Source organism: Antribacter gilvus (assembly GCF_003946865.1).
GTDB lineage: Bacteria > Actinomycetota > Actinomycetes > Actinomycetales > Cellulomonadaceae > Antribacter > Antribacter gilvus.
On sequence record NZ_QXTH01000006.1, the window covers coordinates 231,197 to 251,477 of the forward strand.

Consider the following 20,281-nt stretch of genomic DNA (forward strand, 5'->3'; position numbering starts at 1 on the left):
AGACGGTGCGTCCGTCCAACGCACCGTCTCGGCGAGCCGGAACTGACAGGTCTGTAAGTAAATGCCCTTCACTCCCTTGACCGTGCCCGTCCCGTCCGACAGGGTGAATCCGAGAGAGCGCTCTCGCATCCACACCCGACGTTCGAAGGAGCACGTCCATGCGCAGCATCAGCATGCCCAGACGCTTACTCGCTGCTACGGCAGCGGTCGTCACCCTCCTCACCCTGGGGCTGGCCGCACAGACCACCGCGGCCGCCGCACCGGGCGACAACATCTCGCAGGGCCGGCCGGCCACCGCCTCCAGCACCGAGTTCGCCTGGAGCGCCGCGTCCAACGCCGTCGACGGCGACGCCGGCACCCGCTGGTCCAGCGCCGCCGCAGACAACCAGTGGCTCCAGGTCGACCTCGGGTCCGTCAAGCCGATCGGCCGGGTCGCCCTCGACTGGGAGGCCGCCTACGCCTCCGGCTACCGCATCGAGGTCTCGAACGACGCGGTCGCGTGGACCACCGTCGCCACCCGGACCAACGGCACCGGCGGAGACGAGTCGCTCACCGTCACCGGCAGCGGCCGCTACGTGCGCCTGTTCGTGACGCAGCGCGGCACCCAGTACGGCGTCTCCCTGTGGGAGGTCCAGGTGTTCGAGGGCAGCGGCGGCACGTCCACCCCGCCGCCCGCCTCGGGGTCACCGCTGAGCCAGGGCCGGCCGGCCACGGCCTCCAGCACCGAGTTCGCCTGGAGCGTCGCCTCCAACGCCGTCGACGGCGACGCCGGCACCCGCTGGTCCAGCGCCGCCGCGGACAACCAGTGGCTCAGGGTCGACCTCGGCTCGGTGCAGGCCCTCGGCCGGGTCGCCCTCGACTGGGAGGGTGCCTACGCCTCCGGCTACCGGGTCGAGGTCTCGAACGACGGGGTCGCGTGGACCACGATCCACACCACGACGAACGGCACCGGCGGCGACGAGTCCTTCGCCGTGTCCGGGAGCGGCCGCTACGTGCGCCTCCTCGCGACCCAGCGGGCAACCGGGTACGGCGTCTCCCTCTGGGAGTTCCAGGTGTTCGGGCCCGGCGGTGGCACGCCGTCGCCCAGCCCGTCGCCGACCCCGCCGCCGGGCACCTCGCGGCTCCTCTCCTACAACAAGCCCGGCACCGCCTCCAGCAGCGAGAACAGCAGCGCCTGCTGGGAGTGCTTCCCGGGCGAGGCCCTCGACCTCGACCCCGCCAGCCGCTGGGCGAGCAGCCCCGACACGGGCTGGGTCGACGAGGGCTGGATCGCCGTCGACCTGGGCGCCACGGCGCACGTGACGAGCGTCGTGCTGCAGTGGGACCCGGCGTACGCCACCTCGTACAGCATCGACGTGTCGGCGAACGGCACGTCCTGGCAGACGGTTTACAGCACCACGACCAGCACCGGCTTCAAGCAGACGATCCCGCTCGACGCCGACGGCCGGCATGTCCGCGTCCACATGACCGACCGCTCCAGCCCGTACGGCTACTCGCTGTGGGAGCTCCAGGTGTTCGGCACCGGCGGCGCACCCGTCACTCCCCCGGCCGAGCCGGCGAACCCGGACTTCAGCAACCTCCGCCTCGTGTGGGCCGACGAGTTCAACGCCCCGGCCAACGCCCCGGCCGACACCGCCAGGTGGACGATCGACCCCGGCGTGCCGCAGAACGGGGAGGAGCAGTACTACACGCCGAGCGGCAACGGCTTCCACGACGGCCAGGGCAACTTCGTCCTGGAGGCCCGTCGCCAGGCCTACGAGGGTCGGCAGTACACGTCGCACCGCATGAACACCTCGGGCACGTTCAACACGCAGTACGGCCGGTTCGAGACACGCGTCAAGGTGCCGGAGGGCCGCGGCCTGTGGCCGGCGTTCTGGATGATGGGCTCGGACTTCCTCGACGGTCGCCCGTGGCCGTACAACGGCGAGATCGACATCCTCGAGGTGCTCGGCCAGGACACCGCCACCGCCTACTCCACGCTGCACGCCCCGGCGTACAACGGTGCGGGCGGCTACGGGCAGAGCTACGGGCTGCCGGGCGGCGCCAAGCTGTCCGACGGCTATCACGTCTGGGCCGCCGAGTGGGACAGCAACGGCATCCGCTACTTCCTGGACGGCCGTGAGGTGTTCTACGCGTCCAAGGCCACCGTCGAGTCCACCCGCGGCCCGTGGATCTTCGACCACGACCACTACATGATCCTCAACCTCGCCGTGGGCGGGGCGTGGCCCGGTGCTCCGGACGCGACCACGCCGTTCCCGTCGCGCATGATCGTGGACTACGTCCGCGTCTACCAGTAGGTCACGCGTTGACGGAGGCCGAGCGTCAGGAGAAGCGCAGGCGGAAGGCCTCCGTCAACGTGGGGCCCTCCTCACCGAGGCGCCACACGCTCCAGCCGTCCGCCGTGTACGACCCGGAGACCGCGGTGGCGGCCGTGTCGGGGTGGCGGAACCGGCCGCCGTCGGGCAGCTCGATGGTGCCGTCCGGGTACAGGACAGCCTCGTAGTGCTGGCCGCGCCGGGGGCGTGACCACAAGATCCGCGTCGGGACGCCGATGCTGTGGGCGAGGGCCGCGAGGTCCGGGTCGTCCTCCTCCTCGAAGAGCATCGGGGTGTTGGTGCGGATGCCCGCCGGCACGGGGACCGTGGGCTCCTCGTAGCCCGCGGCCGGGTAGGCCTGGGCCTCGTACGGAGCAGGCTGGTACCCGGCACCCTGCTCCCAGGGGCGGTCGTCCGGCTCGGGGGCCGCGGGGGTCGCGAGGTACGGCGGCTCGAACGGCGCCGGGTAACCCTGCGCCGGGGTGTCGCCGTAGCCGGCGCCGTACTGCTCGTCGGTGTAGGCGGCGAAGCCGCGGGCCGGGGTGGGGGGCGCGTCGTACCCGTAGCCGTCGCCCGCCGGGGAGGTCGCGTACGAGTCGTACGCCGGCACGGTCTCGTAGGTGGGCGGGGCGGGCGGCTGGTCGTACGCGGGCGGGGCGTCCGGCGAGGTCGGCTCCGCACCGAACGAGGGCATCGAGCCCAGACCGCCACCCGCGTCGAACGCGGGCCCCGCGTCGAAGCTCGGCCGCGGCTCGAAAGAGGTCACGTAGGCGGGCGGCGCGTCCTGCTCCGCGTCGTAGCGGGGCGGTTCCGGCGTCGCATAGTAGTCGGGCGCCGCGTACTCGGGCGCCGCGTCGAACGTGGGCGGCTGCCAGAGGCCCTGGGCAGGCTCCGGCGCCGGCGGCACCGTGGCCGCCGGCGGGGGCGGCGGCACCGGGGCGTGCGGCACGGCGTCCTGAGGACCGGACGGGGCGAACGACTCGGACGCTGCGAACGCGTCGGACGGGCTGTCCGACGACCCCGAGAACCGGTCGGAGCGCGACCGGCGGCGGGGCGCGGGTGCGGGCTCCGGCGCGGGCGCCGGCTCCTGGGCCCGAGGGGTCGACGGCGTCCGGGACGCGGCGGCAGGCGGGGGGCTCGGGATCGTCGGGATCGCCGCGCTCACCTCCGACCGCCGCGTCGAGAGCGCCGGTCGGGCGGCGCCGGTCTCCCTGTCGAGGCCGCGCTCGGAGGCGAGGGCCTGCCGCTCCGGGGCGGGGCTCTGAGCGGCCGGCTCGGCGGCCGTGCGGTCCGCCTCCTGCGCCGCACGGGCCCGTCGGCCGGCCCGCGTTCCCGGCGCGCCGGACGACGACGCCTCCGCGAGCTGGGCGTCGGGCACGGCGGGTGCCGCCGCGGCGGCGGCTGTCGCCGCGACCGCCGCTCCGCCGGCCCCGCTCGCCTCGAGGCTGGCACGCATGCCGGCCACCGACCTGCCGCCATGACCGTTCGCGGCGTCGGCGTCCGCCGCCTCGCCTGCCGCGAGCGCCGCGCGAGCCGCTGCGCCCCGGGTCATGCCGCCGCGGGACGACCGGGTCGAGCCGGTTCGTGAGCTCTCGGCCGGGAGGGCGGGGCGCTCCGCGGCAGCGGCGGGGACCTGGGCCGCCGGAGGGGCCTGTGCCTGGAGCGCAGCGTCCGCGTCCCCGGCCGCGCGCCGCAGCCCGGCGCGCAGGCTGGCGACGGTGGGCGCGGCTTCGGGCGCGGGTACTACGGTCTCGGCGCCCGAGGTGCGGCGATCCGCGGGCGCGCGCTCCGTCGTCGTACCGCGCTGCTGCGGGGCCTGCGCGATCACCGGCATCTTGCCCGTCAGGGCGTAGCCCACCTTGACGCCCTCGGCGAAGGCCTCCTGCGCGTGGCCGCTCTGCTTCGCGGCCGTGCCGGCGGGGCGGGGCGGCACGGTCGCCGCCTGCTTGCCCTTGGGCATGGGAAGACCCGGCGGGAGGTGGATGACGAGCGGGGACACGTCGAGGAAGCGACGGCCGTCGGCCGAGTGGACCACGCCCATCTTCAGCACCTCGACGGGCATCGACGGCTGGCGCAGGAAGTCGACCGCGTTGAGGATCTCCTGGGGCGCTTCCTGGCAGATGATGATGAGGCGCGCGCCGCTGCCCTTGCTGTGCTGCGACCGGGTGACCGGGACGCTGTCGTAGAACTCCGCCACGTCGTGGGGGAAGGCCTGCGCGCCGCCGTGGTACCGCTCCCCGAGCTCGCCACGGGTGAGCCGTCCGGCCGCCCCCGCGTGGTCCAGCGCCTTGGTGAGGTTCTCCTTGTCGAGCTCCGCGACCAGCTCCACGACCACGGGCGAGCCTGCCGCGTCCAGAGCGAGGAGGTGGGGCTCGTCGGGGCTCGTACCCTGCGCGATCGGGAACACCTGCTCCCCGAGCAGGCCGTCGATATGCGACTCCACCACCCTGTGGGCCGTCGTGTGGACACCTGGCTCGCCGCCCGCGCCGCCGCGCGCGGACTGCACGAGGAGGGGCCGTGTGGCGTCGACCTCGAACAGTGGCATAGAGCAAGCTCCCGGGATCCTGACCTGTAGCCCCCGTGGCCACGGTCCGGCATAGCCTACAAGGCGGTAGTTGCGCGTCCCGAAACGCCCGGGACCACCCAGATCGTGACCCTTGTTAATCGGCCGGAACGCGCCCATACTGCCCCCATGACCCGTGCTGCCGCTGCCGTCCCGACCCGCCGCACCGTCGGCGCGGTCCGACAGCAGCAGCGCCTCCACGCAGGATCCGGCCCCGCCGGACGCTGATGGACGCCGGGCCCGCCCTATGGGCGGGCATCGTGGCCGGCTATGCGGTCGCCCTGCCGGTGGGGGCCGTCGCGACGTATCTCGTCGCCGTCGCGGCGCGGCATCCCTGGCGCGTGGGTGCTGCGGGCGCCCTCGGCATCGCGACCGTCGACGGCGGCTACGCGCTCCTCGCCGGCCTGTTCGGGGCGGCTGTCACGCGGCTCGTGGAGCCGGTGGCCGTACCCCTGCGGGTCGCGTCGGCGGTGCTGCTGGTGGGCCTCGCGGTCCACGGTGCGGCCGGGGCCGTCCGCGCCTGGCGGGACCGCGGCTCCGTTCGCTCTCCGCGCACGGCGCCACCGCGCGACCTCACCGCGCCGCGCGCGTTCGGGCGGTTCGTCGCCATCACCGCCGTCAACCCCGCGACGGTCCTGTTCTTCGCAGTGGTGGTGGCCGGGGGCGCGCTCCTGCCCGACGCCGGTGGGTCGCCCCCGGCCGGCGACGCACCCGGGCTCGGGCTGCTCGGGGCGACGGTGTTCGGCGTCGCCGCCTGGGTCGCCTCGGCGTCGTGGCAGCTGGCGCTCGCCCTGGGCGGGACCCTGCTGGGCACGGTGCTGTCCGGGCCGCGCGGCCGGCTGACGACGGCGCTCGTGTCGTCAGCGTTGATGGTGGCGCTGGCGGTCGTGATGCTCGTGCGGTGAGCCGGCCGGGTCGATGGCCGGGTCAGCAGGCACTGTCAGCTGTGGCCCGTCTCCGACTCGTCGTCGGCGAGCCGCTCCTCGACCCGCGCGACCTTGCCGTCGAGCTCGCCGGTGCGGTCGTCAGGCCGGATGTCGGCCTTGATCACGAGGGACGTGCGGTAGCCCGCGCGGACGATGGTCTCGGTGGCGCGCTGGATCACCGGCATCACCTCGTCCCAGGAGCCCTCGATCTCGGTGAACATCGAGGTGGTCCGGTTCGGGAGGCCCGACTCCCGGACGATACGGACAGCCTCGGCGACGTGCTCGGCGACGGACTCGCCGGCGGTCATGGGGGCGACGGAGAAAGCGAAGACGGCCATGGCACCCATCGTGGCACGTAGGCTCATGACGTGACACGAGTGACCCTCCTCGCCGGCGGCGTCGGTGGCGCCCGCCTGGCCCACGGCCTCGACCTCGCGCTCGACAGCGACGACGACCTCACGGTGGTCGTGAACGTCGGCGACGACACCGAGCTGCACGGCCTCGCCATCTCCCCCGACATCGACACCGTCGTCTACACCCTCGCGGGGCTGAACGACGAGGAGCGCGGCTGGGGGCTCCGGGGGGAGACCTACGCCACTCTCGAGGCGATGTCACGCCTGGGCGAGGACACGTGGTTCACGCTCGGCGACCGTGACCTCGCCACGCACGTCGTGCGGACGGCACGGCTGCGGCGCGGCGAGCCCCTGTCTTCGGTGACCGCCGGGATCGCCGCCTCGCTCGGCGTCCGCCCCCGGGTGCTTCCCGTCACGGACGACCCGCTCGTGACCCTGGTGGACACGCCCTCCGGCCGGCTCGGCTTCCAGGAGTACTTCGTGGGCAGGCAGCACGCCGACGCCGTCCTGGGCCTCACCTTCGACGGGGCCGACGACGCCCGCCCCGCCCCCGGCGTGCTGCCCGCCCTGACGGACGCCGGGCTCGTGGTGCTCGCGCCCTCCAACCCTTTCCTCTCGATCCACCCCCAGCTCGCCGTTCCCGGTGTCCGGGAGGCGCTCGTTGCGACGCACGCACGCCGGGTCGGGGTGAGCCCGATCGTCGGCGGTCAGGCCATCAAGGGCCCGGCCGCGCAGATCCTCGAGACGCTGGGCCACGAGGTGTCGGCCCTGGGCGTCGCCCGCCTCTACACCGGCCTCGTCGACGTGATGTGCATCGACGAGGCGGACGCGGCGCTCGCCGGCCCGATCGAGGAGCTCGGGTTCGACGTGCTGGTGACCCGCACCGTCATGGGCGGCCCGCCGGGCCGCGAGCGCCTGGCACGCGAGCTCCTGGCCCTCGCGTGAGCCTGCCTGCCGACGGCCCGGTCGTCGCGGTGGTGCCGCTGCGCGACGGCGTCTCGGGCAAGTCACGGCTCGCGTCGGTGCTGGACCCGGCGTCCCGGACGCGGCTGGTGGCCGTCCTGGCGCGGCACGTGGTGTCGACGCTGGTCGCGGTCAGGGCTGTCGACCAGGTCGTGGTGGTGACGGCGGACCCTGGGTTCGCCCGTTCGACCCTCGCGGGGGTCGGCGTCGGGATCGGCGGCGTGGAGATCCTTGCCCAGCCCGCCGACCGGCCGGGACTGAATGCTGCCCTCGACGTCGCGCGGGATCACGTCCGCGGGGTGGACGTCCGCGGGGTGGACGTCCGCGGGGTGGACGTGCGGGGGGCGGACGTGCGGGGGGCGGGCGTGCGGGGGGCGGCTCGTGGCGGGGCTCGGCTGCTCGTCGCCCATGCCGACCTGCCCGCGCTCACGGTGGACGACGTCGAGTCCCTGCTCGCGGAGGACGCGGACGTCGTGGTGGCGACGGACCGGCTCGGCACGGGTACCAACCTGCTGGCTGTCCCAGGCTCGGCAGGCTTCCGCTTCCGGTTCGGGCTCGGCAGCCGGGCCGCGCACGAGGCCGAGGCGGAACGGCTCGGGCTGCGCCGCGTCACGGTCAGCCGTCCGGGCACGGCGGTCGACCTGGACACGACCGACGACTGGGACGAGCTCCCGGGCTCGGTGCGCGCCGCCGTCGGGCAGGATGTTCCGCGCCTCGGCGCGACGCCCTGACGCAAGGGCGGCGCCTCGGCCGCCGCCCGCCGCCCGCCGCCCGCCGCCCGCCGCCCGCCGCCCGCCGCCCGCCGCCCGCCGCAGGACTGTTGGTGCACCAGCGATGTCACTCTCCGTACACACTGTCGACCGGTAGTGACATCGCTGGCGGCAACAGTGCCCACCGCCGCGTCGAGTCGCACCTTTCGTGTAGTTTGCCCACGCCACGTCCGCGTGAAAGGGGCACGTCATGACCGCAGTTCGCAAGGTCGGGATCGCCGGGGCGGGTACCGCCGGGCTCGCGACCGCCATCCTGCTCGCCGAGGCCGGCGTGGAGGTCGACGTCTACGAGGCGCGGCCGACGCTCGACGCGCTCGGGTCCGGCATCACGCTGCAGGGCAACCTGCTGCGCGCGCTCGACCGCCTCGGGATCTGGGGCGAGGTGCAGGATCGCTCCTTCTCGTTCGACCTGCTCGGCCTGCGCGCGCCCGGCCCGGAGGCCCCGGTGATCGCGACGTTCCCGGACAGCCGGACCGGTGGCCCCGACTATCCCGCCACCGCCGGCATGTACCGGCCCGACCTCGCCCGGATCATGCTCTCCCGCGCGCAGCAGCTCGGGGTGCGGGTGCACTTCTCCCGGACGGTGACGGCGCTCGAGGAGGGCACCGACTGCGTCACGGTGACCCTCGTGGACAGCCCAGACAGCACCGCCACCGCCACCCACGACGTGCTCGTCGGCGCCGACGGCGTGCGCTCCGCCGTTCGCGGCCTGATCGGCATCGAGACGGCTCCCGAGCCGGTCGGCATGGGAATCTTCCGGGCGTTCGTGAAGCGACCGGCGTCCGTGGACCACACGGAGCTGGTCTTCGGCGGGCGGTGCTACATCGCGGGCTACTGCCCCACCGGCCCGGACACGATGTACGCCTACCTGGTGCACGACGCCGCCGACCACTTCGACGCCACGCCGGCCGAGGCCGCCGCGCTGATGGCAGGCCTCTCGCAGGGCTACGGCGGACCGTGGGACGACATCCGGACCCAGCTCGGGTCCGGCGCCGTGGAGTCCGTGAGCTACGCCTGGTTCACGAGCCACCTGGTCGCCGGGCCGTGGAACCGAGGGCGCACGGTGATCATCGGCGACGCCGCCCACTCGTGCCCGCCCACGGTGGCCCAGGGCGCTGCCCAGGCCGTCGAGGACGCACTGGTCCTCGCGGAGGTGCTGCTCGCCCACGACGCGGTCGGCGACGCCCTGTGGGACGCGTTCCACGCACGCCGGGTCCCCCGGGCGACGACGGTGGTCGAGGCCTCGACGCAGATCTGCCGGTGGCTGATGGCCGGAGACCGGGACGCTGACATCCCGGGCACCATGCGCCGGGTCGCCGCGCTGGTGGTCCAGGAGCCCTGAGGCTCAGCCGCGCGAGGTCCAGCCGCCGCGGTGCACCACCTCGTCGAGCGGGCGGCGGGTGCGGCGGGCGGGAGAGCCCGCCGCCCCACCGTCAGCCGGGTGCCCGACGGCGACCACCCCCGTGATCTCGAACTCGTCCGGGATGCCGAGCTCGGTGCGGACCGCCGGGACCTCGTCCGGGGACACCCCGAAGAAGCAGGCGCCGAGCCCTTCGTCCACCGCCGTCTGCAGGATCAACAACGAGGCCATCCCCACGTCGACGTGCCAGAAGGGCACCGGCCAGCGGCCCTCGTCCTGGTCGGTCCAGCCCTTGTCCCGTTCGGCGTAGCGCCGGAGGTACGCGGCCTTGGACGCGAGCGCCAGGATGAGGACGGGCGCCGTCGTCATCCCGGCGAGCCAGGACGACATGTCCCGCCCCGACGCCGGAGACGCCGCCCGCCAGAAGCGGTCCGTGTCCTCCGGCCGGTCGAGGACGACGAACGCCCAGCCTTGCGAGAAGCCGGCGCTCGGCGCGCGGACCGCGTTGCGGACCATCCGGTCGACCGCCTCGGCGGGCACGGGCTCGGCGGTGAAGCGGCGATGCATCCGGCGCTTGCGCACCACGTCCTGGAACTCCATGCGCCCCATCCTGCCCCGCGCGCCGGCCCCGCCGCGCCCGGCCCGGCCGCGCCCGGCCCCACCCCCGGCTCACGCCGCGTCGAGCCGCGCCCGCGCCTCCTCGTCCAGCACCAGGTCCGCCGCGCCGAGGATCTCGTCGACCTGCGCCACCGTGCTCGCCCCCACCACGGGGATCACCGGGTGCTCGCCGCCGAGGAGCCAGGCCAGCGCCACCTGGTTCGGCGTCGCCCCGATCTCCGCAGCCACCTGGCGCAGCAACGTCACACGCTCCCGGGAGCTCGGGTGGTCGGAGCCGCGGGCCAGCAACCTGTCGTCGCGCGCGTAGACCCCCTGCTGCAGCGGCGAGTACGCCGCGACGGCGAGGCCCGGCCTGCCGTCCACGCCCGTGGAAGCCGCGTAGTCGAGGAGCTCGGACGTGGCCCAGTCGGTCCGCACGGGCAGGGGCCGCGGGTAGACGTAGCTGTGGGCCTGCTGCACCACCCCGTACGGCGCCACCCCGAGCCGGGCCTGCTCCTCCCGCGCCTCCACGACCCGCCACGCGGCCACGTTGGAGATGCCGGGGATGCCGACCACACCCTCGTCGACCAGCTTGCCGAACGCACCGACCGTCTCTTCGAGCGGCGTCTCCCGGTCGTCCACGTGCCCGTAGAGCACGTCGATGCGGTCGATCCCCAGGTGGCGCAGGCTCTCGTGCGCCTCCCGCCCGATCACCTCGGCCGACAGCCCCTGGAAGTTGGCGGGCGAGAACGGCAACGCCGGGTCCTTCTTCGCCGCCCCCAGCTTGGTGGCGACGCGTACGGCGTCCCGGTTGCCCCGTGACGCCAGCCAGCGGCCGACGACGTCCTCCGAGTCACGCCCGTACCCGCCGTTCCAGACGGCGTAGTTGTTCGCCGTGTCGAGGAACGTGCCACCCGCCTCGAAGAACCGGTCCAGGATCGCGATCGACGTCTCCTCGTCGGTGGTCGTCCCCATGTTCATCGTGCCGAGGCACAGCGTCGACACCTCGAACGACGTGTGCCCGTTGTCCAGCGTGCGGAACTGCATCGGTGATCTCCTTCGCACGTCGTGCGGGCCTGCCCCGCGCGACTCCTCCACGCTAGGGACGGATCGGTCCGGTAGTACGGTCCAATGCCATGAGCAGGAACCAGACCAATCCCGCCGAGGACGACGTGCTGCTCGCCCTCGCCGCGGGCCCGGGCACCCTCCGGAACAGGCTCGAGCGCGGCATCATCGACGCCGTCGCCTCCGGGCGTCTCGCGCCCGGGACCGCCCTCCCGCCGAGCCGAGCCCTCGCCGACGCCCTCGGCATCTCCCGGTGGGTCGTCACCGAGGCCTACGGCCACCTCGTCGGCAAGGGCTTCCTCGAGGCCCGTGTCGGCTCCGCGACCCGGGTCGCCGCGAGCGCCGTCACAGGCCCGACGCCGGTAGCGGCAGCCCCGCCGCCCGGGGCGAGCGCATCGAGGCGGAAGGCGACCGCGAGAGCCGAGCGACCGGCGTCGGGCACCCCGCTCGAAGGCGCCCCGGCGCGCGCGCCGTACGACCTCGCCCCCGGCGTGCCCGACCTGCGCCACGTGCCCCGCGAGGCGTGGCTCCGGGCGGCGCGGGAGGCGCTCGCGGAGGCGAGCAACGACGACCTCGCCGCCCAGCCGTGGAGCGGCCACCCGCGGGCGCGGGCCGCGGTGGCGGGGCACCTGCGCCGGGCACGGATGGCCGGCGGGCCGGAGGACGCCGTCGTCCTCACGCGCGGCGCCGCCGACGGGATGGGCCGGGTCGCCGCGGCGCTCGCCCGCGCCGGCCATACGCACCTCCTCGTCGAGGACCCGAGCTGGGCCCCGCTGCGCGACGTCGCCGCCGCGCACGGCCTCACTCCCGTCCCCGTCCCCGTGGACGACGACGGGCTCGACGTCGGCGCACTCGTCGACGCCGCGGCCCGCACCGGGGCGCGCGCCGCCCTCGTCACGCCCGCGCACCAGTTCCCGACCGGGGCCGCCCTGTCCGACGAGCGTCGCGCCGCCCTCCTCGCCTGGGCCCGCGACGTGGACGGGCTCGTGGTCGAGGACGACTACGACGCCGAGTTCCGCTACGACCGCCGACCCGTCGCTGCCCTGCAGGGCCTGGACCCCGACCGAGTTCTTCTCCTGGGGTCGGTCAGCAAGACGCTCTCTCCCGCGTTCCGCCTCGGCTGGGCTGTGGTCCCGGCCCGGTGGCGGGCGGCGGTCGCCGCAGCGAGCGGCCCGACGCCGGCCCCCTCCACCCTGGACCAGCTCGCCTTCGCGCGGCTGGTGTCGGGCGGCGCGTACGGGCGGCACCTGCGCGCTGCCCGGACGCGGTACGGGCGGCGGCGGAGCGCGCTGGTCGCGGCGCTGGCGCAGGAGCTGCCCGGCGCCCGGGTCGGCGGGATCTCCGCCGGGCTGCACGCGGTGGTGGACCTGGGCGCCGGACCGGGCGCCGGACCGGGCAGCGCCGACGCGGCCGACGTGGTGCGTGAGGCGGCCGCCCGTGGCGTGGCGGTGGCCGACCTGCGCCGCTACCAGGCAGCCCCCGCCACGCGTTCGACGGTGCTGGTGCTCGGCTACGGCAACCTCGCGGACGCCCGCCTGGAGGAGGCGGTGCGCCGCCTGGGAGAGGCGGTCCGCGCGGCGCGCTGACCGGGGCAGCCAGGCGAGTCGGGAGCGGGCACCCTGGAGGCATGACTCTTCAGACGATCGACCAGGCGGCGCTCGGCGGCGACTTCGAGGGATATCAGTTCGGCTCGGACGTGTCCCTCATCCTCGAACGGGTGGAGCGGGCGGGTGTCGGCCCACGACTGCACCGGCACCCCTACTCGGAGACGTTCGTGATCCGGTCGGGTTCGGCCCTGTTCACTGTGGGCGACAAGAAGATCGAGGCTGTCGGAGGCCAGATCCTCGTCGTGCCGGCGCTGGTTCCCCACATGTTCCGCACCCTGACGGACGACGTCTACGAGGCGATCCACATCCACGCGAACGACCGTTTCGTCACGGAGTGGCTGGAGTAGCCCGCGAGGGGCTCAGCAGGTCGCCACCAGCATCGGTACCAGAACGGTGTTCAGGTCGTAGAGCGGCTCGTCGGACCAGAACGGGAAGGCGACGTCCCGCCCGGTGACGCCGAGCGTGATCGTGCGCGCACCGTCCGCCGACGTCAGGGCGACGGCCAAGGTGCCGTACGTGGCGCCGTCGTGCCCGTAGAGGAACTCGCCCGGGACGCACGGGTCCGGGACCCGGTAGACACCCAGCCCGTAGTCCGGGTTCGGGTAGTCGTCGACGGTCCGCGGGGCCAGCATGCCGGCCGTGGTCTCCTCGGAGACGAGGCTGCCCGTCACGAGCGCCGTGGTGAAGTCCGCGAGGTCCCCCGTGGTGCTCGTGACCGCACCGGCGGAGCGGAAGAGGCTCGGGTGGAAGTGCTCCAGCGAGTACCAGCCGGCCCCCTCGGAACCCGTGAACGCGTACTCCTCGAGGAACGGGCCACGGGTACCAGGCCGCTCGGCGAGGTCGCTGTGCCGCATCCGCGCGGGTGCGAAGACCCGGTCCTCGAGCAGGTCGTCGACGTCCTCGCCGGTGACCCGCTCCAGCATGAGACCCAGCACCACGTAGCCGGCGTTGGAGTAGGAGTACCCGGTCCCGGGCTCGAGCACCCACGGTGCCGTACGGAGCACCACGACGTGGTCCGCCTCCGTGAACTCCTGCCCCACGACCTCGAAGTACTCGTCCACCGAGTTCGGGTCGGTCATCCGCAGGGCGACCAGCCAGTCCGTCCCAGTCGGGGCCCCCGACCGGTGGCTCAGCAGCTGCTCGATCGTCACCCCAGGCGGCAGGACGCCGGGCAGCACGTCCGCCACCGCGGTGTCGAGGGACCATGTCCCCTTCTCGACCTCCTGCATCACCAGGGTCGCGATCATGGGCTTGGTGATGCTGCCCACGCGGAAGCGGTCCTGCGTGCGGGCGGGCGACCGGCCGTCACGCTCGCGGGTCCCGGCCGCGCCGGCCCAGCTACCTGCGGGCGTCTCGACGCGCGCGGTGACCGCCACGGCGCCGTCGGCCACAAGGGCGTCCAGGGCCTGGTCAAGCCCGCGGTAGACCGAGCCGTCCGGGCCGGGCTCGCCGCCCTGCGCGCGGAGCCGCGGGCCGGCTTGCTGCGCCGCGGCCTGCGCCGAGGCCTGCTGGGCGGCGTCGGCCACGAGCGCCGCGATGCTGCTCGCGTCGTCGGCCGGCGGGGTCACGGGCGGCGGGGCGGTCTGCGCGTGTGCGGCGCCGGCGACCGCGAGCGGCAGGGCCATGGCCACGACCGCTGCCGCTGCCGCTGCCACGGCGATCCTCGTACGACGGGCCGTGCGATCCATGGGGATCCTCCTTCGTCTCGACGTGGCTCCATCCTGACGGCCACGAGGACCGCCCGGATCAGCCGGAAGGAGGAGTTCCTGCTGGTCAGGTCGTCCTGGAGTGGGAGACGCCCGCTACAGCCGCTCCGCCAGCAGCTCGACCAGGGCCTTGCCCTGCACCCCGGCGAGCTGGTCGGCCTGGGTGCGGCAGGAGAAGCCGTCGGCGAGGAAGACGTCGCCCGGCGCCGCCTCACGCAGGGCGGGGAGCAGCGCCGCCTCCGCGACGGCGACCGACACCTCGTAGTGGCCCTTCTGCATGCCGAAGTTCCCGGCGAGCCCGCAGCAGCCGGAGAGGACCTTGATCGTGGCCCCTGCCGACTCCAGCAGCGCCCGGTCCGCCCCGTAGCCCATGACGGAGTACTGGTGGCAGTGGGGCTGGACCACGGCGGTGACGTCAGAGAGGTCCGGCATGGTCCAGCCGGACTCCGCCGAGGGCGCCGTCTCGGGCCGGGTCAGGAGCTCGGCGAGCGTGACCGCCGCGTCGCGCACGGCCAGCGCGCGCGGGTCCTCGGGGAACAGGTCCACCAGGTCGGACCGCAGCACCGCGGTGCAGGACGGCTCCAGCCCCAGGATCGGGATGCCGTTCACGGCATACGGGCCCAGCACGGACAGGAGCCCTTCGAGCCGACGGCGGGCCCCGTCGAGCTGGCCCGTGGAGATCCACGTGAGGCCGCAGCAGGCGCTCTCGTCGGGCACGATCACGTCGTACCCGGCGGCGGTCAGGACGTTCACCGCGGCCTGCGGCACGGACGGCGCGAGGGAGTCGCTGAACGAGTCCGTCCACAGCACCACCTTGGGGCGGCGAGCCAGCTCGGCATCGTTGTGCGCGGCGCGGCCGGGCGTGCCGAGGATGCGGAGCCCGGGCACGCCGTGGGTGGCCCCGCCACGCTTCCACCAGGTCCGGAACGGCACGTCGGCGAACTTGGGCACGGACCGGCGCGTGTCCATGCCGCCCGCCCACAGCACCGCCTTGGCGATCACGGGAACACCGAGAACCTTGTTGAGGAACCGCGGCATCCCGCCCGCGAGTCGGGCCCACCGCGGCAACCAGCCCAGCGCGTAGTGGTCCACGGGCCGCAGGCGACCCTTGTAGGTGCGGTGCAGCACCTCGGACTTGTACTGCGCCATGTCCACGCCGGCCGGGCAGTCGGACGAGCACGCCTTGCACGACAGGCACAGGTCGAGCGACTCGCGCAGCTCCGGCGCGCTCAGGCCGCCCACGAGGGTACCGTTCAGCGCCTCCTGGAGCACGCGCGCCCGGCCCCGGGTGACGTCCTTCTCGTCCCGGGTCGCGGCGTACGAGGGACACATGAACTGCCCCGGCTCCACGGACCGGCACTTGCCGACGCCCACGCAGCGGTGCGCTGCGGTGGTGAGGTCGTGGTGGTCGTGCCGGAACGAGAAGCCCGCGTACCCGGCGCGCTTCGCGACCCCGTGCAGCTTCCCCTCCCGGGCGCCGCCGGGGACGGGACCCGTCGACACGATCGGCAGCCGCGACCGCACGGTGTGGGCGGCGGGCCGTCGCAGGTCCTCGTCCACGGCCCGCGGGTGCACGACGACGCCGGGGTTCAGCAGGTCCTCCGGGTCGAACAGCGCCTTGAACTGCTCCAGGAGTCGGATCGCGGCCGGCGAGTAGATGAGCGGCAGGAGCTCGGACCGGGCTCGCCCGTCACCGTGCTCGCCCGACAGCGACCCGCCGTACTTGGCGACCAGCTCGGCCGCCTCGGTCATGAACGTGCGCAGCACGGAGCCCGACGTCTCCAGCGGGATGTCGATCCGGAGGTGCACGCACCCGTCGCCGAAGTGCCCGTACGGCAGGCCGTCCACGCCGTAGCGCGCCATGAGGGTGTCGAGGTCGCGCAGGTAGTCGCCCAGCCTCTCGGGCGGCACGGCGGAGTCCTCCCAGCCCGGCCACGCCTGCTCGCCGGAGGGTGTACGGCCGGCGAGCCCGGCGCCGTCGGCCCGGATCTTCCACATCTTGGTGGCGTTCGGACCAGCGGGGAGCACGTCCGACGCGGAGGTCGACGCCGCCGCGACGATGGCGCCGGCCCGGGCGAGGGCCTCGGCCTGCGTCTCGCCGCCCACCTCGATCATGAGCCAGCCGCCGCCCTGGGGCAGCGGGGGCACCGAGCCGGCGCCGTGGGCGCGGCGCACCACGTCGACCAGACGCGCGTCCAGGCCCTCGATGGCGAGGGGCTGGTGCTCGAGGAGCGCCGGGACGTCGTCGGCCGCCGTGGCCATGTCGGGGTAACCGAGGACCACGAGCGTGGGCGCGCCCGGGGTCGGGACGAGCCGGAGCGTGGCCTCCAGCACCGTGACGACGGTGCCCTCGGTGCCCACGAGCGCCTTGGCGAGGTCGGACCCGTTCTCCGGCAGCAGGTGCTCCAGCGAGTAGCCCGACACCTGCCGGCCGAACCGCCCGAACTCCGTCCGGATCAGCGCGAGGTTGTCGCGCACGAGCTCGGCGAGGCCGGGGACCGCGGCGAACGTCGGGTCGCCCGCGCCGGCGGTGAAGCGCCGTCCTCGCCCGTCCACCACGTCGAGCGACACCACGTTGTCGGCGGTGCGCCCGTAGGCCACGGCGTGCGGGCCGCACGCGTTGTTGCCGATCATGCCGCCGAGGGTGGCGCGGTTCTGCGTCGACGGGTCGGGGCCGAAGCGCAGCCCGTGCGGCGCCGCCTCCTTCTGCAGGGTCGACATGACCGTGCCGGGCTGGACGCGAGCCGTCCGCGCCTCCGGGTCGACCGCGAGGACGGAACCGAGACTGCGGGAGAAGTCGAGCACCACCCCCGGGCCGACGGCGTTCCCGGCCACCGACGTGCCGGCTCCCCGGGCGGTCACCGGCACCTTGAGCTCGCGCAGGACCTCGAGCGCCGCGACGACGTGGTCCACCGACTCGGGGAACACGACCGCCTCGGGGACCACCCGGTAGTTCGACGCGTCGGTCGAGTACTCGGCCCGCCGGCGGGTCGACGTGTCCACGCCGCAGCCCACCACGGTCCGGAGCGCCTGGGCGACCGCCTCCCGCGCGGCGTCGGCCGCGCGGCGCGCCTCGGCCTCAGCGGCCTCGCGCGCCGGTTCCATGGTCCCGACGGCGGTCCCCTCGGCCTCGGCGGGGCGCTTCATGGCGTCGTAGGTCTGGGAAGGCACGACGCGATTCTCGCACCATGCCTGGTCGCACGCCCGGCCCGTCCGCACATCCGCCATGACCGTCAGCCATGCCCGTGTGTCGTGCGGGGTCCGCCTCCGGTAGCGTCGGTGGCGTCCGCGGGGTCGTCACCGCGACGCCCCCTGAGCATTCGTCGAGGAGCCATCATGGTCGTCCGCACAGCCCGCACCGCCTGGAACGGAACCCTCCCGGAGGGGTCGGGTCAGGTGGAGCTCACCAGCTCCGGCACCGGCACGTTCGACGTGTCCTGGCCGCGCCGGTCCGGCGACGACGCCAACGGCGTCACCAGCCCTGAGGAGCTCATCGCCGCAGCCCACTCGTCCTGCTTCGCCATGGCGTTCTCGGGCGAGCTGGCAGGCGCCGGCGCCACGCCGATCTCCCACGAGATCACTGCCGACGTCACCTTCGGCCCCGACCCGGCCGGCGGCTTCCAGATCGCCTCGATCGCGCTGACGTTGCGCGGCGAGGCCGAGGGCATCGACGCCGCCGGCTACCAGGAGGCCGCCGAGAAGGCCAAGGCCGGCTGCCCCGTCTCGAAGGCGCTCGCTTCCGTCCCGGAGATCACGCTGGACGTCACCTTCGAGTCCTGAGCGACCGCACGACGACGGGGTCACCTCCCGCTGGGAGGTGACCCCGTCGTCGTGTGCCGGTGCGCTTACGGAGCGAAGTCCAGGGCCTCGTCCGCGACGGCGACCACCGACCAGGTGCTGCCCTCCGCATCCCGCAGCTCGTACGAGGGCAGGAGGAGCGTGGTCCCGTCCACCTCGGAGTGCCGGGCGAGGCCGAGCCGGGCGGACGTGATCGTGACGTCCGTGACCGGCCAGCCGATGGCGTCACCCGGCGTCGGGGCCGGCGGGACGGTGGGCTCCGGCGCGGCCATGGAGTCGCTCTGCTCCTGCCGCACGAGGTCGTCCATCGGGGTGAACCCGCCGGAGGCCCCGAACCGCGGGTCGCCCAGGCGCTCGACGGCCTCGGCCGCGCTGATCACCGGGTACTCCCCCAGCTCCACCACGGGGGCGAGGAACCCGTACAGGCCCGAGAGGCCCTCCCCCGTCACCGAGGCGTTCCAGGTGAGGCCCGAGCGCTTCCCGTCCACGACGTGGTGCGCCGTGACGTTGCGGTACGGGTCGCCCTCGAAGGTCCCACCCGTCTCGATCTCGAACTGGGTGAGGTCGACACCCAGACGCTGCAGGATCTCCCGGAACGCCAAGACGGCGGACTCCGTGTCGGGGGCCTCCGGGGTGCTTTCCCCATCCGGGCACTCCGGGACGGGCAGGAGGCCGGGCTCGGCCGCACTGTCGGGGCTCTCCGAGGTGCTGGAGCCCTCCGAGCCGGACGTGCCGCCGCCGTCGGCCGGAACCGGGCAGTACCACGGGTCCTTGGTGGGGTCCCAGTACTGGAGGCTCGCCTCGCCGTCCGCCCCGACGGTGACCATGGGGCCGCTGCCGTCCGTCGGTCCCACGGCCCAGCCCCACTCCTCGCGGGGCTCGCCGGAGATCCCGAGCACCTCCGCAGCGCGGGCGGCCGCCTCGGCGGTGGCCGCCTGCTCGGCGTCGAGGCCGTAGGCGGGCGCCTGACCCGCGTCCCCGGCCAGGCCGGGCCCCGCGTGGAACACGAGGCGACCCCACAGCCCGGCGGGGTAGGTGGAGTCGGCCGCGTACAGCTCCTTGGAAGTGGCAGCGCCGTTCATGGGCGCCGGCGCCTGCGCGGCGGAGTCCTCGGCGTTGCCACGGGTGACGTCCCCGAGCGTGATCGCCGGCGCGGCAGTGCTCGCGACGACGACGGGTCCCCCCGTGCCCGCACCGGCGACGTAGCCGCCACCGCCGGCCACCGCCACCGCGCCTGCCGCGGCGACGGCGAGCCAGCGGGACCGCCGACGACGGCGCGCGGCCAGCTCGTCCACCGGGGCGCCGTCGGCCGTGGTGCCGTCGATGCCGTCTACGGCGTGCGCCGCAGCGGCCGTACCCGCACCGGCGGCCACCGACCCGGCTGCCTCCGACCCGCCGGCACCGTCGCCCACCAGGGCGTCGATCCGGGCGCGGAGCACGCCCGCGACCGGCTCCGGCGCCGAGGTCGCCGGGTCGGCCGCCGCGAGACGCTCGAACGCCTCGTCCGGCACGGCTCCCTCAGAAGTGTCCCGCTCGTTGTTGTCCATCGTCGTCCTCCGTGTCGCGAGCTGTGGTGCGTCCCCTGCCGGGCGCCCACACCCCTTCTGTGTCGCGGCCGGGGGCCGCCTTGCGGGCGGCCGGTCAGCGCGCCGAGACCCGGTCCGCGCCCTCGTTCTCGTCCTGGGCCCAGAGCTCGCGCAGCCGTGCGCGGGCGCGGGAGAGGGCGGCGTCGGCCCCTCCGCGCGAGACGCCCAGCACCTGTGCGAGCTCGTCGCCCGACAGGCCGTCCCAGGCGACGAGGAGCAGGATCCGGCGGTCCCGGGGCGCGAGCCGACCGAGCACACGCCGCACGGCGTCGTCGGCGATGGCGAGGGTCTCGGGGTCGGCGTCGTCCGGTTCGTCGGGCACCACGGCGACCGGGAGGGCGCGAAGCTTGCGCCGGTGGTTGGCGAGCAGGAAGCCCGCGGTGCGGTAGAGCCAAGGGAGCTCGGCGCCGTCGGGCACGTCCTCGCGGCGGCGCCAGGCGACGGCCAGGACCTCGGCGGAGAGGTCCTCGGCGTCGGCGGTGCGGCCTGCTGCGGGCAGGCGGCGGACGAAGTACCGGTACAGCGTCGTGGCGTGCGCGTCGAAGAGCGCCGCGAACCAGGCGTCCTCCTCCGGGCGCGCGCCGGCGCCGCTCGATGGTGCGTCGTCGCGGGTACTGGGTCTACGGGGGCCCTCCATGCCCTCACTGTGTCGCGGCCCACAGACTCCTTGCA

At 74.6% G+C, this 20,281-nt stretch carries 16 protein-coding genes; 8 read left to right on the forward strand and 8 right to left on the reverse strand.

Annotated features, from left to right (window positions below; translation table 11 throughout):
- The first annotated feature begins 173 nt into the window (after positions 1-173).
- A complete protein-coding gene (locus D1350_RS12415) occupies positions 174-2,297 on the forward strand; it encodes a discoidin domain-containing protein (RefSeq protein WP_125776301.1) in 2,124 nt (707 codons plus the stop codon).
- Positions 2,298-2,322: 25 nt separating this feature from the next.
- Here the strand turns inward: D1350_RS12415 and D1350_RS12420 are convergent, their stop codons facing one another.
- Positions 2,323-4,860: a restriction system modified-DNA reader domain-containing protein gene (locus D1350_RS12420; RefSeq protein WP_125776302.1), complete on the reverse strand. Its 2,538-nt coding sequence runs from the start codon at positions 4,858-4,860 to the stop codon at positions 2,323-2,325.
- A gap of 245 nt (positions 4,861-5,105) precedes the next feature.
- Here D1350_RS12420 and D1350_RS12425 point away from each other — a divergent pair, with 245 nt between their 5' ends.
- The gene (locus D1350_RS12425; RefSeq protein ID WP_125776303.1) at positions 5,106-5,783 is read left to right on the forward strand and encodes a LysE family translocator; all 678 of its coding nucleotides are present in this window, start codon (positions 5,106-5,108) and stop codon (positions 5,781-5,783) included.
- A gap of 35 nt (positions 5,784-5,818) precedes the next feature.
- Here D1350_RS12425 and D1350_RS12430 read toward each other — a convergent pair whose 3' ends face one another.
- Entirely contained in the window at positions 5,819-6,142 is a 324-nt protein-coding gene (locus D1350_RS12430; protein WP_125776304.1) for a thiamine-binding protein, read from the reverse strand.
- Positions 6,143-6,172: 30 nt separating this feature from the next.
- On the opposite strand from D1350_RS12430, the gene cofD reads away from it, so the two are divergent.
- From cofD to D1350_RS12445, 3 genes are all read left to right on the forward strand, one after another.
- Complete coding sequence (gene cofD / locus D1350_RS12435; protein WP_125776305.1) at positions 6,173-7,102, forward strand: 2-phospho-L-lactate transferase; 930 nt, start codon at positions 6,173-6,175, stop codon at positions 7,100-7,102.
- Positions 7,099-7,851: a CofC family guanylyltransferase gene (locus tag D1350_RS12440; RefSeq protein ID WP_240644068.1), complete on the forward strand. Its 753-nt coding sequence runs from the start codon at positions 7,099-7,101 to the stop codon at positions 7,849-7,851. The genes cofD and D1350_RS12440 overlap by 4 nt, the downstream gene beginning before the upstream one ends.
- Positions 7,852-8,080: 229 nt before the next feature.
- On the forward strand, positions 8,081-9,232 hold the full coding sequence (locus D1350_RS12445) for an FAD-dependent monooxygenase (protein WP_125776306.1): 1,152 nt from the start codon (positions 8,081-8,083) through the stop codon (positions 9,230-9,232).
- Between the two features lie 3 nt (positions 9,233-9,235).
- Here the strand turns inward: D1350_RS12445 and D1350_RS12450 are convergent, their stop codons facing one another.
- Together D1350_RS12450 and D1350_RS12455 are read right to left on the reverse strand one after the other, a co-directional pair.
- Positions 9,236-9,850, reverse strand: coding sequence for a nitroreductase family protein (locus D1350_RS12450; protein ID WP_125776307.1), 615 nt, complete (start codon positions 9,848-9,850; stop codon positions 9,236-9,238).
- Between the two features lie 69 nt (positions 9,851-9,919).
- Positions 9,920-10,894 (reverse strand): aldo/keto reductase, encoded by a 975-nt coding sequence (locus D1350_RS12455; RefSeq protein WP_125776308.1) that lies wholly within the window; start codon positions 10,892-10,894, stop codon positions 9,920-9,922.
- An 89-nt stretch (positions 10,895-10,983) separates the two neighbouring features.
- On the opposite strand from D1350_RS12455, the gene pdxR reads away from it, so the two are divergent.
- Positions 10,984-12,498, forward strand: coding sequence for a MocR-like pyridoxine biosynthesis transcription factor PdxR (gene pdxR / locus D1350_RS12460; protein ID WP_125776310.1), 1,515 nt, complete (start codon positions 10,984-10,986; stop codon positions 12,496-12,498).
- Positions 12,499-12,539: 41 nt separating this feature from the next.
- A complete protein-coding gene (locus tag D1350_RS12465) occupies positions 12,540-12,866 on the forward strand; it encodes a cupin domain-containing protein (protein ID WP_125776311.1) in 327 nt (108 codons plus the stop codon).
- 12 nt (positions 12,867-12,878) lie between these two features.
- Here D1350_RS12465 and D1350_RS12470 read toward each other — a convergent pair whose 3' ends face one another.
- Both D1350_RS12470 and D1350_RS12475 read right to left on the reverse strand, forming a co-directional pair.
- Positions 12,879-14,207 (reverse strand): serine hydrolase domain-containing protein, encoded by a 1,329-nt coding sequence (locus tag D1350_RS12470; RefSeq protein ID WP_125776313.1) that lies wholly within the window; start codon positions 14,205-14,207, stop codon positions 12,879-12,881.
- 114 nt (positions 14,208-14,321) lie between these two features.
- Positions 14,322-17,330 (reverse strand): FAD-binding and (Fe-S)-binding domain-containing protein, encoded by a 3,009-nt coding sequence (locus tag D1350_RS12475; RefSeq protein WP_125776423.1) that lies wholly within the window; start codon positions 17,328-17,330, stop codon positions 14,322-14,324.
- A 231-nt stretch (positions 17,331-17,561) separates the two neighbouring features.
- Here D1350_RS12475 and D1350_RS12480 point away from each other — a divergent pair, with 231 nt between their 5' ends.
- A complete protein-coding gene (locus D1350_RS12480; protein ID WP_125776315.1) occupies positions 17,562-18,005 on the forward strand; it encodes an OsmC family peroxiredoxin in 444 nt (147 codons plus the stop codon).
- Between the two features lie 65 nt (positions 18,006-18,070).
- Here the strand turns inward: D1350_RS12480 and D1350_RS12485 are convergent, their stop codons facing one another.
- Positions 18,071-19,570, reverse strand: a complete 1,500-nt coding sequence (locus D1350_RS12485) for a hypothetical protein (protein WP_125776316.1) — start codon at positions 19,568-19,570, stop codon at positions 18,071-18,073.
- Positions 19,571-19,664: 94 nt separating this feature from the next.
- Positions 19,665-20,246, reverse strand: a complete 582-nt coding sequence (locus D1350_RS12490; RefSeq protein ID WP_125776318.1) for an RNA polymerase sigma factor — start codon at positions 20,244-20,246, stop codon at positions 19,665-19,667.
- Positions 20,247-20,281 lie beyond the last annotated feature (35 nt).